At 69.4% G+C, this 13,809-nt stretch carries 14 protein-coding genes; 3 read left to right on the top strand and 11 right to left on the bottom strand.

The features are described 5' to 3' along the window. Positions 1–7: 7 nt before the first annotated feature. The 3 genes from U5N23_RS28600 (at position 8) to nagZ (ending at position 2,347) form a co-directional block, all read left to right on the top strand. Entirely contained in the window at positions 8–766 is a 759-nt protein-coding gene (locus U5N23_RS28600) for a pyridoxine 5'-phosphate synthase (RefSeq protein WP_322596082.1), read from the top strand. 10 nt (positions 767–776) lie between these two features. Next, positions 777–1,172 (top strand): holo-ACP synthase, encoded by a 396-nt coding sequence (gene acpS, locus U5N23_RS28595; protein ID WP_322596081.1) that lies wholly within the window; start codon positions 777–779, stop codon positions 1,170–1,172. Positions 1,173–1,237: 65 nt separating this feature from the next. Continuing rightward, entirely contained in the window at positions 1,238–2,347 is a 1,110-nt protein-coding gene (nagZ, locus tag U5N23_RS28590) for a beta-N-acetylhexosaminidase (RefSeq protein WP_322596080.1), read from the top strand. Between the two features lie 15 nt (positions 2,348–2,362). Here the strand turns inward: nagZ and U5N23_RS28585 are convergent, their stop codons facing one another. The 11 genes from U5N23_RS28585 to U5N23_RS28535 all read right to left on the bottom strand — a co-directional run bounded on the left by U5N23_RS28585 (position 2,363) and on the right by U5N23_RS28535 (position 13,665). Next, positions 2,363–3,034, bottom strand: a complete 672-nt coding sequence (locus U5N23_RS28585) for a mechanosensitive ion channel family protein (protein WP_322596079.1) — start codon at positions 3,032–3,034, stop codon at positions 2,363–2,365. Positions 3,035–3,080: 46 nt separating this feature from the next. Next, positions 3,081–4,076, bottom strand: a complete 996-nt coding sequence (locus U5N23_RS28580; RefSeq protein WP_322596105.1) for a diguanylate cyclase domain-containing protein — start codon at positions 4,074–4,076, stop codon at positions 3,081–3,083. An 86-nt stretch (positions 4,077–4,162) separates the two neighbouring features. After that, positions 4,163–5,707 (bottom strand): lysine--tRNA ligase, encoded by a 1,545-nt coding sequence (gene lysS / locus U5N23_RS28575; RefSeq protein WP_322596078.1) that lies wholly within the window; start codon positions 5,705–5,707, stop codon positions 4,163–4,165. A gap of 152 nt (positions 5,708–5,859) precedes the next feature. After that, positions 5,860–6,492 (bottom strand): sugar transferase, encoded by a 633-nt coding sequence (locus U5N23_RS28570; protein WP_322596104.1) that lies wholly within the window; start codon positions 6,490–6,492, stop codon positions 5,860–5,862. 2 nt (positions 6,493–6,494) lie between these two features. Beyond that, positions 6,495–7,667 carry a DegT/DnrJ/EryC1/StrS aminotransferase family protein gene (locus U5N23_RS28565; protein WP_322596077.1) on the bottom strand — a complete coding sequence of 391 codons (1,173 nt, stop codon included), beginning with the start codon at positions 7,665–7,667 and terminating at the stop codon, positions 6,495–6,497. Further along, complete coding sequence (locus U5N23_RS28560; RefSeq protein WP_322596076.1) at positions 7,654–9,018, bottom strand: UDP-glucose/GDP-mannose dehydrogenase family protein; 1,365 nt, start codon at positions 9,016–9,018, stop codon at positions 7,654–7,656. The genes U5N23_RS28565 and U5N23_RS28560 overlap by 14 nt, the downstream gene beginning before the upstream one ends. Before the next feature lie 36 nt (positions 9,019–9,054). Beyond that, on the bottom strand, positions 9,055–9,756 hold the full coding sequence (locus U5N23_RS28555) for a class I SAM-dependent methyltransferase (protein ID WP_322596075.1): 702 nt from the start codon (positions 9,754–9,756) through the stop codon (positions 9,055–9,057). Then, a complete protein-coding gene (locus U5N23_RS28550; protein ID WP_322596074.1) occupies positions 9,753–10,784 on the bottom strand; it encodes a glycosyltransferase family 2 protein in 1,032 nt (343 codons plus the stop codon). Before U5N23_RS28550 ends, U5N23_RS28555 begins: the two co-directional genes overlap by 4 nt. Beyond that, positions 10,781–11,845 carry a glycosyltransferase gene (locus tag U5N23_RS28545; RefSeq protein ID WP_322596073.1) on the bottom strand — a complete coding sequence of 355 codons (1,065 nt, stop codon included), beginning with the start codon at positions 11,843–11,845 and terminating at the stop codon, positions 10,781–10,783. The genes U5N23_RS28550 and U5N23_RS28545 overlap by 4 nt, the downstream gene beginning before the upstream one ends. Then, positions 11,838–12,449: an acyltransferase gene (locus U5N23_RS28540; protein WP_322596072.1), complete on the bottom strand. Its 612-nt coding sequence runs from the start codon at positions 12,447–12,449 to the stop codon at positions 11,838–11,840. Before U5N23_RS28540 ends, U5N23_RS28545 begins: the two co-directional genes overlap by 8 nt. Continuing rightward, on the bottom strand, positions 12,433–13,665 hold the full coding sequence (locus U5N23_RS28535) for a lipopolysaccharide biosynthesis protein (protein WP_322596071.1): 1,233 nt from the start codon (positions 13,663–13,665) through the stop codon (positions 12,433–12,435). Before U5N23_RS28535 ends, U5N23_RS28540 begins: the two co-directional genes overlap by 17 nt. Between the last annotated feature and the right edge of the window lie 144 nt (positions 13,666–13,809).

The raw sequence follows: 13,809 nt of genomic DNA, 5'->3' as shown, positions 1-13,809 counted from the left end.
ACACCGCATGCCACACCCCACGCCGCACCGTACCGCCCTGTCGGTCAACGTCAACAAGGTCGCCCTGGTGCGCAACACGCGCCACCTGGGCATTCCCAGCGTCACGCGCGCGGCGCAGGTGTGCCTCAAGGCCGGAGCGCGGGGCATCACCGTGCACCCCCGCCCGGACGAACGCCACATCCGCGGCCAGGACGTGTTCGAGCTGGCCGAGCTCATGAAGGCCTGGCCCGACCGGGAGTACAACATCGAGGGCAACCCCTCGCAGAACCTCATGGACTTCATCCGCCAGGTGCGTCCGCACCAAGCCACCTTCGTGCCCGACAGCGAAGACCAGTTCACCAGTGACCATGGCTGGAGCTTCCCGCAGGACGCCGCTCGCCTGGCCCCCCTGATCGCCGAGTGCAAGGCTTTGGGCGTGCGCGTGAGCCTGTTCATGGACCCGACACCCGAGGCCATGGCCGCGGCCAAGGCCGTCGGGGCCGACCGCGTCGAGCTCTACACCGAGCCCTACGCCGCCGCCTGGGGCACACCCGCGCAGGCAGAACAGCTGGAGTGCTACCGGGCCGCTGCCCAGGCTGCGCTCGATGCCGGGCTGGGCGTCAATGCCGGCCACGACCTGAACCGTGACAACCTCACCGCCTTCGTGCGCGAGGTGCCCGGTGTGCTCGAAGTGTCCATTGGCCACGCGCTGATCGCCGACGCGCTGGAGCTGGGCTACGCCGCCACCGTACAGGCCTACAACGCCTGTATCGCCGCCGCCGATTGAGCGCCGCGCCATGATCTACGGCATCGGAACCGACATCTGCGATGTGCGCCGCATCCAGGCCAGTCTGGAGCGCCATGGCGACCGCTTCGCCGAGAAGGTGCTGTCCGAGGGCGAGCTCGCCACCTGGCGCGCGCGCACGGCGCGCTGGCCGGACCGCGGCCTGCGCTACCTGGCCACCCGCTTTTCCGCCAAGGAGGCCTTCAGCAAGGCCATCGGCCTGGGCATGCGCATGCCCATGACCTGGCGCCACTGCGAAGTCGCCAAGCTCGCCTCGGGCCAGCCCGTGATCGTGCTGCACGGCGCGCTCAAGGCGTGGTTCGAAGAGCGTGGCCTGAAGGCCCACCTGAGCGTGACCGACGAAACGGACTACGCGGCCAGCTTCTGCGTGGTCGAAAAGGCGCAGTGATCCTCGCGGGCGCGCGCCTGCCCGTGTATCCGCAAACCACTCCTTCCTGACTATCCAGAGATCCCATGACCGAACACGCACCCGTCATCCTCGATGTGGCCGGCACGTCCCTCAGCGCCGACGACCGCCGCCGCCTGGCCCACCCGCTCACGGGCGGCGTGATCCTGTTCGCCCGCAACTGGGACAACCGTGCCCAGTTGCTCGGCCTGACCAGCGCCATCAAGGCCGTGCGCGACGACCTGCTGATCTGCGTGGACCATGAAGGCGGGCGCGTGCAGCGCTTTCGCACCGATGGCTTCACCCACCTGCCGCCCATGCGTGCCCTGGGCACGATGTGGATGGACGATGGCAAGGGCGCCAAGGCAGTGCCCGGCAGCGGCGCCCTGCGCGCGAGCAATGCGGCCACGGCTGCCGGCTACGTGCTGGGCGCCGAGCTGCGCGCCTGCGGCGTGGATTTTTCGTTCACCCCGGTGCTCGACCTCGACTGGCAGGACGAAGGTGCTGGCTCACGCAGCGGCGTGATCGGCGACCGCTCCTTCCACCGCGATCCGCGCGTTGTGGCGCTGCTGGCCAAGAGCCTCATGCACGGCCTGCTCCAGGCCGGCATGGCCAACTGCGGCAAGCACTTTCCCGGCCATGGTTTCGTCAAGGCCGACTCGCACACCGAGGTGCCGGTGGACACGCGCAGCCTCAAGGCCATCCTGGCCGACGACGCCGCCCCGTACCCCTGGCTCAGCAGCACACTCACCAGCGTGATGCCGGCCCACGTGATCTACCCCAAGGTGGACAGCCGTCCTGCGGGCTTCTCCCAACGCTGGCTGCAGGACATCCTGCGCCGCGAGATGCGCTTTGATGGCGCCATCTTCAGCGACGACCTGAGCATGGAAGGGGCGCGCCGCCTCGATGGCCAACTGGTCAGCTACACCGATGGTGCCCTGGCCGCGCTGGAGGCTGGTTGCGACCTGGTGCTGCTGTGCAACCAGAGCGTGGGCGATGGCAAGGCAGTGGACGAACTGCTCGACGGCCTGGCCGAGGCCCGAGCCCAGGGCCGCTGGCAACCCAGCGTGGACAGCGAGTCGCGCCGCATCGCCCTGCTGCCCGAAACCTTTCCCCAGGCCTGGGACGATCTCATGTACCAGCCGGCCTACCTGCAGGCACTGGACCTGCTGCCCTGAGCGCGCTCTGGCGGTTCAGGGCGCTGGCGTGGCGGGCAGAGGTTCCTGCGCCGGGGCGGATGGCGCGGGCAGCGTGGGCGCTGCCGGCGCGGCGGGCGCTGCCGCCGCAGGTGGCGGCCCTCGCCAGCGCCGTACCACGCGCTGGAAGATCAGTGCGTTGGGTATCTGCAGCCAGGTGCCGTCCGGGCCCGCATGCTGGTGGTCTTCGAGCGTGGTGTACAGCAGGTTGATGTCGGTTACCCGCCCTTTGGCGCCGGGCTTTTCGGCCGTGTCCAGCACCTCGATGTAGTCGCCCACGCGGAACGGCCGCACCGTGAAGATCAGCAGTGCGCAGAACAGGTTGGACAGCACGCTCCACGCCGCGAAAAAGGCCACGGCACCCACCGTGGCAAAGCCCGTGAGGGCTGTCCACAGCACCGTGGCCGACACACCCATGCGTTCGAGCACCAGCAAAAAGGCGCTGGCCACGAGGGTCCAACGGATCAGGCCCTTGATGGGCACCAGGAGCTCATCGGGCAACTGGTAGTGGGCGGCGGCACGCGCGACCAGGCGCCGCAGCAGGCGCTGCAGCATCCAGGCCACGAAAACAATCAGCAGGATCTGCAGGCCGGGCACGATCACGTCGAGCCAGTCCTGCACCCAGTCGGGCAGGCGCGTCTTCAAAGCTTGCAGACCGTTGGTGGCCATGGGAAAGGGGCGCCTGCGGGCGCGAAGAAATCGGAAAAGATCGCCATCAGCTGCGCAACTGCTCCAAGGTATCCATCTGCATCTCGAAACTGAAGAAGCGGTTGCGGCCCTGGGCCTTGGCCGCGTACAGGGCCTGGTCGGCGCGCATGATCATGCTCTCGGCATTGGTGCTGTCGTCGGGCACGCAGGTGGTGATGCCGCCCGACAGCGTGAGTGCATCGCCCAGGGGCGAGTCCGGATGGGCTATGCCGCGCACCTTGAGCAACTGGCCCAGGGCCCGCGCAAAGGTCATGGCGCCCGACCGGGGGGTGTTGGGCAGGATCAGCGCGAATTCCTCGCCGCCATAGCGCGAAGCCACATCGCGCGGGCGCACGCACACCTCGCGCAGCAGGCGGCCCACCTCTTTCAGGCAGGCATCGCCCTGTACATGGCCGCTGGCGTCGTTGAACAGCTTGAAATGGTCCAGGTCGCACAGCATCAGCGTGAGCGGCGTGCCATCGCGCCGGGCCGACAGGATTTCGCTGTGCAGCATGCGGTCGAAGCCCCGGCGGTTCACCAGGCCGGTGAGCGCGTCCACCTCCACCATTTCGTTGAGCCGCTGGTTGGCCACGTGCAGTTCGGCCGACACCGACACCAGCCGCCGGCGCATGTCCAGAAGGCGCTGCATGGCGCGCAGCTTGGCCATCAGCACGATGGGCTTGACAGGCTTGACCAGGTAGTCGTCTCCCCCCACCTCGATGCCGCGCCACACATCGAGCTCGTTGTCCAGGCCTGACAGGAAGATGATGGGCGTCCAGTCACCCGCCTCGCTCTCGCGCATCTGCTGGGCCACCCAGTAGCCGTCCTGGCCGGGCAGCCGGATGTCCAGCAACACCAGGTCCGGTCGGTGCGCCTTGAACAGGGTCAGTGCGGCGGCCCCCTCGGGGGCTTCGAAGATCTCCGACACCCCGGCGTGCCGCAGCTCCGCCACCAGCGCCGCCCGCACGGAGTTCTGGTCTTCGACCACCAGCACCGAGAAGCGGTTGCGGGACGAGGGCCCGATGGCCGTGGCGGGGTAGGGCGCGCTGCGGGGAGTGAAGGGCACGGTGACTCCTTGGGGCAAAGCTCAGGAGGCGAACGGCAGGCCGCTCAGGACTCCCGTCGCAGTGCCGGGAACAGTATCACGTCGCGGATGCTCGGGCTATCGGTCAACAGCATCATCAGGCGGTCGATGCCGATGCCGCAGCCGCCCGTGGGGGGCATGCCGTACTCCAGGGCGCGCACGAAGTCGTGGTCGTAGAACATGGCCTCGTCATCACCGCCGTCCTTGGCGGCCACCTGGGCATGGAAACGCGCAGCCTGGTCCTCGGCGTCGTTGAGCTCGCTGAAACCATTGCCGAACTCGCGCCCGGTGATGTACAGCTCGAAGCGCTCGGTCACCTCGGGGCGGGTGTCGTTGGCGCGTGCCAGCGGCGAGATTTCGGTCGGGTGCTCCATGATGAAGGTGGGCAGCCACAGCTTGTCTTCCACCGTCTCTTCGAAGTACAGCACCTGCAGGCTGGCCAGCGAACGGGTCGAGAGCTTGTTCTTCTCCTCGTTCAGGCCCAGCTTCTTCAGGGCGCTGGTCAGCCAGGCAGCATCGTCCACATGGGCGCCCGCCTCGGTGTACTGGAAGATGGCTTCGCGGATCGTCAGACGCGCGAACGGCTGCGACAGGTCCACGGCGCGGCCCTGGTAGCTCAGCTGCAGCGAACCCGTGGCCTTCAGCGCCACTTCGCGGATCAGCGTCTCGGTGAAATCCATCAGGTCCAGGTAGTTCCAGTACGCCGCGTAGAACTCCATCATGGTGAACTCGGGGTTGTGGCGCACCGAGATACCTTCGTTGCGGTAGCTGCGGTTGATTTCGAACACGCGCTCGAACCCGCCCACGATCAGGCGCTTGAGGTAAAGCTCGGGCGCGATGCGCAGGTACATCTCCTGCTCGAGCGCATTGTGGTGCGTCACGAAGGGCTTGGCATTGGCGCCGCCCGGGATCGGGTGCAGCATCGGCGTCTCGACCTCCAGGAAGCCATGGTCCACCATGAACTCGCGCAGGCCGCTCACGGCCTTGCTGCGCGCAATGAAACGCTTGCGCGCCTGCTCGTCGGTGATCAGGTCCACGTAGCGCTGGCGGTACTTCTGCTCCTGGTCGGCCATGCCGTGGAACTTGTCGGGTAGCGGGCGCAGGCTCTTGGTCAAGAGGCGCAGGCGCGTCACCTTGATCGACAGCTCGCCGGTCTTGGTCTTGAAGGTGGTGCCCTCGGCACCCACGATGTCGCCCAGGTCCCAGTGCTTGAAGGCGGCATAGGCTTCCTCGCCCAGTGCATCGCGGGTCACGTACAGCTGGATCTGGCCGCCGGTATCGCCCAGCGAGCCATCCTGCACCGTGGCGAAGCTGGCCTTGCCCATCACGCGCTTGAGCATCATGCGCCCGGCCACGCTCACCGTGGCGGGGTTGGCTTCCAGGGCCTCGGCATCGAGCGGGCCATAGGTCACGTGCAGGTCTGCCGCCTTGTTCGCCGGCTTGAAATTGTTGGGGAACGCCACCGCGCCGCCCTGGGCCTGTGCCTCGCGCAGGGCGCGGAGCTTTTCACGGCGTTCGGCCATGAGCTTGTTGTCGTCCGGGGGCACTGGAGGGGTGTTCTGTTCAGACATAGGTGCGGTCAATGCGGTGCGCGCGTGGTGCGTCGTTGTGGAGGGCTGCCGGGGGCTGCACATTTGCCTGTGCCGCGGCGGCGAACCGGCCATTTTATCGGCTTGGCGTGCCCTGCACGGTTTTTGCCCCTGCGCTCCGGTTTTTCAGCCGCTCAGCGCGGTGGGACAGGGCTGCCGCCGGGCGCGCGGGCTGGACGCAGCACGGCCTGTGCGGTGCGCACGAGGATCACCAGGTCCTGCCACAGGCTGGGGTTTTGCGCATAGCGCGCGGCGTAGCCCAGCTTCACGGGCAGTATCTCCTCCACATAGGTGCGCTCGGGGTCGGCGCTCTGTGCCAGCAGCGCACCCTCGTTGCGAAAGGCGATGGAGGCCAGGTCGGTGATGCCCGGGCGCACGCTCAGCACGATGGCGCTGAGCTCGGCCGGGTACATGGCGACATAGCGCGGCACTTCGGGCCGGGGCCCCACCAGGCTCATGTCGCCCTTGAGCACGTTGAACAGCTGGGGCAGCTCGTCGAGCTTGCTGTGGCGCAGCCAATGCCCGGCGCGGGTGATGCGCGCGTCCTCTCCCACCGTGATGGCCGGGCCGGCACGGTCGGCCCCGGTGTGCATGGAGCGGAACTTGTAGATGTGAAAGCTGCGCCCGTGGCGGCCCACGCGCTCCTGGCGGTACAATGCTCCGCCCGCCGAATCCCAGCGCACCCAGAGCGCGATGGCCAGCAGCACCGGGCCGAGCGCCAGCAAGGCGCTGCCCGCCACCACGATGTCCATCAGGCGCTTGAGCATGCTCATCCCAGCAGGGTCTGCAGGGCCTTGATCACGCGGTCCTGGTCGGCATCGGTCATGGCCGTGAACAGCGGAATGCTCACCATGGCCTGGTAGGCCGCGTCGGCCTGCGGAAACATGTCGGGCGTGAGCTGGTAGCGGTCGCGCCAGTAGGGGTGGCGGTGCAGCGGCACGTAGTGCACGCTGGTGCCGATCCCCAGGTCCGACAGGCCTTGCACCAGCGCGTCGCGCGACAGGCGTGCACCAGGCGCCAGGCGGATTACATACAGGTGCCAGGCATGCACGTCGCCTGCCGGTGCCTCGGCCGGCAGCACCAGTGGCAAGCCTGCCAGCGCCGCGTGGTAGCGCTGCGCCAGGTGCTGGCGCCTCTGCACGAAGGCCGGCAGGCGCGCGAGCTGCTGCACGCCCATGGCCGCAGCCACGTCGGTCATGTTGTACTTGAAGCCCGGGGCCACCACCTCGTAGTACCAGGCGGGCGTCTTGGACGTGAAGCGGTCGAAGGCATCGCGGTTCATGCCGTGCAGGCGCATCACGCGCATGCGCTTGGCGAGATCCGGGTCGCGCGTCACGGCCATGCCGCCTTCGCCGGTGGTGATGGTCTTGTTGGCGTAGAAGCTGAACACCGTCACGTCGGAGGCCAGTTGGCCCACCAGCGTCCCCTTCCAGGTCGTGGGCAGGGCGTGGGCGGCGTCTTCCACGACCTTGAGGCCATGTTCCTGGGCGATGGCCAGGATGGCTTCCATGTCGCAGGCCAGGCCGCCATAGTGCACCGGCATGATGGCCTTGGTGCGCGGCGTGATCGCGGCGCGCACCCGGGCCGGGTCCATGTTCAGTGTCACCGGGTCCACGTCCACCAGCACCGGGTCGGCACCCAGGTAGCGCACCACCTCGGTCGTGGCCGTGAAGGTCAGTGTGGGGGCGACCACCTCGTCGCCCGGGCCGATGCCCAGGGCTTCCAGGGCCAGGTGCAGGCCGGCCGTGGCTGAGTTCACGGCCAGGCTGTCCACGCCGCCGCCCAGGTAGTCGGTGAAGGCCTGCTCGAAAGCCCGGGTCTGCGGGCCGGTGGTGACCCAGCCCGAGCGCATGGCCTCGGCAACGGCGTTCACCTCGGCATCGCCGATATCCGGGCGGGCAAAGGGGAGGAAGGGCAGGGCGGAGGTGTCAGCGTTCGGCATGGTCGGATGGCAAGGGGTTGGCGGGGGCAGCGCCACGGCCGATGGCGTGGTACTCCAGCCCCGCAGCGCGCAGCTCGGCTGGCTCGAAAAGATTGCGGCCGTCGAACACCACGCGCTCGCGCAGCGTGGCAGCCAGATGGGCGAAGTCCGGGCTGCGGAATTCCTTCCACTCGGTGGCGATGACCAGCGCGTCTGCGCCCTGCAGCGCCGCATCGGCCAACTGCACGAACGTAAGACCTGTGCGCTCGCCCAGCGCTTGGTGCGCCTGGTCCATGGCCTGGGGGTCGTAGGCAACCACCTCGGCGCCCAGGGCCAGCAGCCGTTCGATGATGGCCAGGCTCGGCGCCTCGCGCATGTCGTCGGTGCCGGGCTTGAAAGCCAGGCCCCAGAGCGCGAAGCGCCGGCCTGCGAGGTCGGCGCCAAAGCGTGCGACGATCTTGTCGGTCAGCACCTGCTTTTGGCGGTCGTTCACGGCCTTCACGGCGGGCAGGATGTGGAACTCCTGCCCCGCATCCTGCGCTGTCTTGATGAGCGCGCGCACATCCTTGGGAAAGCACGATCCGCCGTAGCCCGTGCCTGCGTAAAGGAAATGCGTGCCGATGCGCGGGTCCATGCCGATGCCGGTGCGCACGTTCTCGATGTCGGCGCCGAGCTTCTCGGCCAGCAGCGCCAGCTCGTTCATGAAGCTGATGCGCGTGGCCAGCATGGCATTGGCCGCGTACTTGGTGAACTCGGCGCTGCGCACGTCCATCACCACCAGGCGGTCGCGGTTGCGCATGAAGGGTGCGTACACGGCGCGCATGAGCTCGGTGGCGCGTTCGTCCTGGGTGCCCACGATCACGCGGTCCGGCCGCATGAAGTCCTGCACCGCGCTGCCTTCCTTGAGGAACTCGGGGTTGGACACCACGGCAAAGTCTGCCGACAGGCTGCGGCCCGCCAGCACGCCGGCCACGGCCTCGTGCACCCGGTCGGCCGTGCCCACGGGCACCGTGCTCTTGTTGACGATGAGCTTGTAGCCCGCCATGCGCTCAGCGATCGAGCGTGCCGCCGCCAGCACATGCTGCAGGTCGGCCGATCCGTCTTCGCTCGGGGGCGTGCCCACGGCGATGAACTGCAGCAGGCCATGCGCCACGGCGTGGTCGGTGTCGGTCGTGAATTCCAGGCGGCCGGCGTGCGCATTGCGCAGCACCACGTCGAGCAAGCCAGGCTCGTGGATGGGCAACTGCCCCTGGTTCAGCGCGGCGATCCGCCGGGCATCGAGGTCCAGGCACACCACGTGGTTGCCCATTTCCGAGAGGCAGGCTCCGGTGACAAGGCCCACATAGCCGGTGCCGATGACGGTGATTTTCATGGAGCGTAATTCAGTGCGGTGCGGGGATGCCAACGGTCAGGCCGGCTTGGCCAGCCAGGTCAGGCGGTGGGTGCGCAGTGGGTACAGCAGTGCGGATGTGGGCCCGATGCAGGCCGCAGGCAGCCTGCGCGCAATCGGCGGCGCCAGCGTGATCCGCCGCGACTGCACCTGCGCGTGGGGAAACAGGCGGCGCAGCTCGGCCAGGGGCACGCCGCGCACATCGGGGTTGCGGGGATTGTCCACCACGAAGTCGTAGACCAGCACACCGCCGCCCGGCGCCACCCAGCGCCACAGCACATCGGCCATGCGCTGGCGGAATGCCGGGTCCAGCAGCGAACTGAACAGGGTGAAGGCCAGCACCGCGTGCTGGCTGCCCTCGGCCACGGGCGCCAGCGTGGCATCGCCTTCGATGATGCGCACGGCTCCTGGCAAGCCGGCGCGTGCCTGCGCGGCGCGCTCGGCGATCAGCTCCAGCCCCTGCAGGCGCTCGGGGCGCGCCCCCAGGCGCAACAGGTCGTGCAGGTTGCCGCCCGCGCCACAGCCCACCTCGGTGATGGACCGGTCCGCCAGGCCCATCCAGCCGTGCGCGTTCCACAGCCGCACTTGGGCGCGCAGGCGCTCCTGCTGCGCCTGCAGGGCCGAGGCGCTGGCCATCAGTTGGTAGCGCAGGGCATCCTGCGCAGCGTCGCGGCGCGCGTAACGCGCCTGCACGGCCTGGGGTTCGGTCGGGTGGCTCATCGCGTGATCCGGGCGAACCGGGCCGAGGGCGTGCGGGCGCGCAGCACATCCCACAGGCCACGCCAGGTGCCCAGGCCATAGGCCACGTGGTAGGCCGCAATCACCACCGGCAGCCGCGCCAGCAATTGCCAGCGGCCTGCACTGCGCGCGGCCGACACCGAGGCCAGGGCCACGTAGGTCGCATACAGCGCCACCAGTGCCGCCAGCGGCAGCGCGGTCCAGGGCAGGCACAGCGCGAACAGGCCGAGCGCCGCCACGAAGGCTGCCGGCACCACCTGTCGCAGCGACCCCGCCTGCCCGTGCTTGCGCATGACGAACGGGCGCCAGTAGCCGTACTGCCGCTGCTGTGCGAACAGGTGGGAGAGCGAGTTGCGCGGGTGGTAGAGCGAATGGATCAGCGGGCTTTGCCAGATGCGCCCGCCCGCCAGGCGCAGGCGCAGGTTGTGCTCATCGTCCTGGTTGCGCACCAGGGCTTCGTCGAAGCCGCCGATGCGCTCGAACACGGCGCGTGGCCAGCAGCCCAGGTAGACCGTGTCCACCTCGCCGTCGAACCGGGTGTCGCGCGAGCGTGCGCCGCCCACCACCCAGCGGCACTGGAAGGCGGCGGCCACGGCCTCGCCCAGGGGCCCCGTGCCCTCGGCCACCCACGGGCCGCCCACATTGTCGGCACCGGTGCGCGCCAGCGCCTCGATGCAGCGCGCCACATAGTCGGGCGCAAAGCGGGTGTGGATGTCCAGGCGCACGATGACATCGCCGCGCGCGCGCGCAATGCAGGCATTGAGCCCGGTGGAGACGATGCGCCCGGGGTTGTCCACCCACTGCAGCCGCGCGTCCTGTGCGCTGCGCGCAATCAGCAACTCGCGCGTGCCGTCGTCGCTGCAGCCATCGGCCACCAGCACTTCCATCTGCCAGCCGGGCGGCAGCACCTGCGCCAGGGCGCTGTCGCAGAAGGCCTCGATGTGCGCTGCCTCGTTGCGGCAGGGTGCGATCACGCTGACCCATGCCGGGGTGTCCTGGGGCCGGCTCATGGGGTGCCCATCCGTTCTCGGTAAAGTCGGTCCATTGTGTCCATCTGTACGGCGCGGTCGCCGTCGCGCGCAATGCGCTGCACATTCTCCTGTCCATGGCGCTGCATCCGGGCGTCGTCGGCGGCCAGGGCTTGCAGGCAGCGCGCCAGTGCCGCCGCATCGCGTGGCGGTACCAGCAGGCTGGCATCCAGCCAGGCGCGGTTGGCGTCCAGGTCGCTGGCCACCACGGTCAGGCCGCAGGCCATGCTTTCGAGCACCGAGACCGAGGTCGCGTCGCTCGTCGGTACCGAGACCGACAGCTTGCACTGCGCCAGCACCCGCGCCATGCCCGCATCGTCCAGCCGGCCGTGAAAGACCACCTGCCGTTCCAGTCCTCTGGCGCTCACCAGCGCGCGCAGCGCAGCTTCCATCGATCCGCCGCCCAGCAGGTGCAGTTGCACCTGCGCCTCGGGATGGCGTGCCACCAGCGCGCCCACGGCCTCGATGATGGTGTCGATGTTGTAGTTGGGCTCCCAGGAGCGCAGGCTCACGAGCTGCAGCCCGGTCTTGCCGGCCCAGGGCGCGGGCGCAAAGCGCGCCAGGTCCACACCCCAATGGATCTCCTGCACGGCGCAGGCCGGGCCGTAGGCCTTGGCTGCATCGATCAGGCTCTGCGAGTCACCGGTGATCAGGTCCGCCCGGCGCAGGCTCCAGCCCGTGAGCCAGCGCACCAGCGTATTCGTCTGCGGCGTCACCAGCAGGTCGCTGCCCCAGGCCGTCATCACCAGCGGATGTCGGCCGCAGCGGGCCGCCAGGTAGCCGTAGGACGTGATGTAGTGTGCGTGCACGATGTCGGGCGCCAGCGCCTGCACGTAGCGGCGCGCCTGCCGCACGCGCAGCAGCCAGTCGCTCGAGCGGCGCACGGGGGCCAGCACCTTCTGCTCGACCCCATCGACAGGTGCCGGGCGTGCCGTGACCAGCGATACCCGGTAGCCGCGCGCACGCATCTCCGCCGCCCAGCGCTGGATGTGCGGGCTGGTGGCATCGCCCAGCAGGCACAGGTGCCTGGCTGCATCAGCCATGGGGAATGCCCTCCGCGGCCTGCGGCAGTTCGCCCGCCCAGGCGCGGTAGTGTTCTGCCCACTCAGGGTACTGCGCCAGCAGCGCCGCATCGGCCGTGCGCACATCGCCCACCTGGCGCGCGGGCGCGCCGGCCATCACGGCAAAGTCGGGCACCTCGCCGCGCACCTGCGAGTAGGCGCAGATCAGTGCGCCCCGGCCGATGCGCGTGCCCGCCTCGATCAGGCTGTGCGGCCCGACGAAGGAGTAGGCGCCGATGTGCACGGCCCCTTTCACATAGCCGGGCACTGCGCCGCCCGTATGGGTGGCGTAGCCGCGCCCGAGCAGCCGGATGGCGCGGTGCGAGCTGTGCGTGACGATGCTCACGAAGTTGGTGATCTGCACGCCCTCGTCGATGGTGAGGCCTGCCGTGGCGTCGAGAAAGTTGAACTGGCCGATGAACACATGGTCCGCGAGCACAAGGCCATGCTCGCCCTCGATGCAGGTGCTGGGCGCGATGCGCGTGTGCGCCAGCAGCATGCCGTCCGGCGTGCGTTCGCCGAAGACCATGCGGTACATCAGCGCCTGCCAGATCCGGCGCCGGGCGCGGTTAAGCCAGGCTTTCATCGGGGATGTGTTTCCAGTGGGCAAGGGTGAGGAAGTAGTAGGCGAAGTAGGGCAGCATCGAGGCCGAGAGGCCCCAGGCCGCGCCTTCCAGGCCGCCCAGCGCCAGTCCGGCCAGCAGCCCGGCAAAGAAGGCCAATTGTCCCACCAGTGCCAGGCGCAGCGCCCAAGCCTGCGCGCGCCAGGCCAGCGTGGTCACCGACAGGGGCGAGGCGATGAAGTGCAGGGCGATGTAGGGCGCGATCGCGCGCACCAGCGGGCCGGCCTCGCTCCACTGCGCACCGAATGCGGTGGTGAACAGCCACGGCCCCCAGAGCATCAGCACTGCGGCCATCGGCAGCGCGATGGCCGCCAGCGCCAGCATGCTCTTGCGCACCAGGGCGCGGGCCTCGTCCGCGGTCCGGGCCTGCAGCAGTTGGGGGTACAGCGCCTGCGACAGGGCGCCGCCCAGCAAGGTGGCCGGCGCCTTGAGGTAGCGCAGCGACAGCGCCCACAGACCCGCCGCCGCACCACCCGCCCAGGCCGCCACGGCGATCAGCGTCAGCGTGTCCTGCAGCGCCCCGATGAAGGCATGCGGCGTATTGAGCAGCGGAAAATCGCGGTGCCTTGCGGCCATGGCGCGCAGCGATGCCCAGGGCGTGCGCCACAGCACCGCCCAGCCCCCGGAGGGCGCCGGCCTGGCCAGGGCCACGGCAGCCACCAGGCCTGCGGCCACCGCACCGGCGAGCAGCCCGGCCGCGCCGATCTTGAGCAGGCCCAGCGCCAATTGCAGCAGGGCGGCGCCCCCATGCTGCACCAGGCGCGCGATGGACAGCAGGCCAAAGCGCTGCGAGCGCGTGGCCCACAGCGTGAGCCACTGCGTGGCGGCGATGGACAGCACGGCCAGGGGCAGGGCCCAGGCCAGCGGCATGCCCTGCACGGCCGCGACCACGCCGCCCGCCACCAAGGCGCAGGCCGTGACCGCCAGCAGCACACGGGCACACAAGGCCATGAGTTCGGCCGCACCGGGGTCGGCCTTTTCCAACGGCAGCGCAAATTCATAGCGCGCGCAGCCGACCACGGCCAGGTTGGTGGCAAGGGCCCACAGCAGGGCGAACTGGCCGAATTCGGCTGGCGTGTACAGGCGCGTCAGCGCCGGGCCCAGCAGCAGGGGTAGCGCATGGGCCACCACGCTGCCGGTCAGCAGGGTGGCCGTGGCGCGCAGCAGGGTGGAGCTCACGTCAGTGATCCATGGCGCTGAGCGCTGCCCGCAGCGGATGGAACTGGCGCGCCACAGGCCAGTGCCCCCGCGCAAGGGCCGCCCCGCCGCGAAGGCGGCGTATCCAGCCCTTGCGCTGGGGGCGAAGGCGCGAAGCGACTCAGG

It is taken from the genome of Acidovorax sp. (assembly GCF_034519795.1).
Classification (GTDB): Bacteria; Pseudomonadota; Gammaproteobacteria; order Burkholderiales; family Burkholderiaceae_C; genus Acidovorax.
The sequence above is the reverse complement of the archived record's forward strand: the minus strand, read 5'-3'. Positions and strand labels throughout refer to the sequence as shown.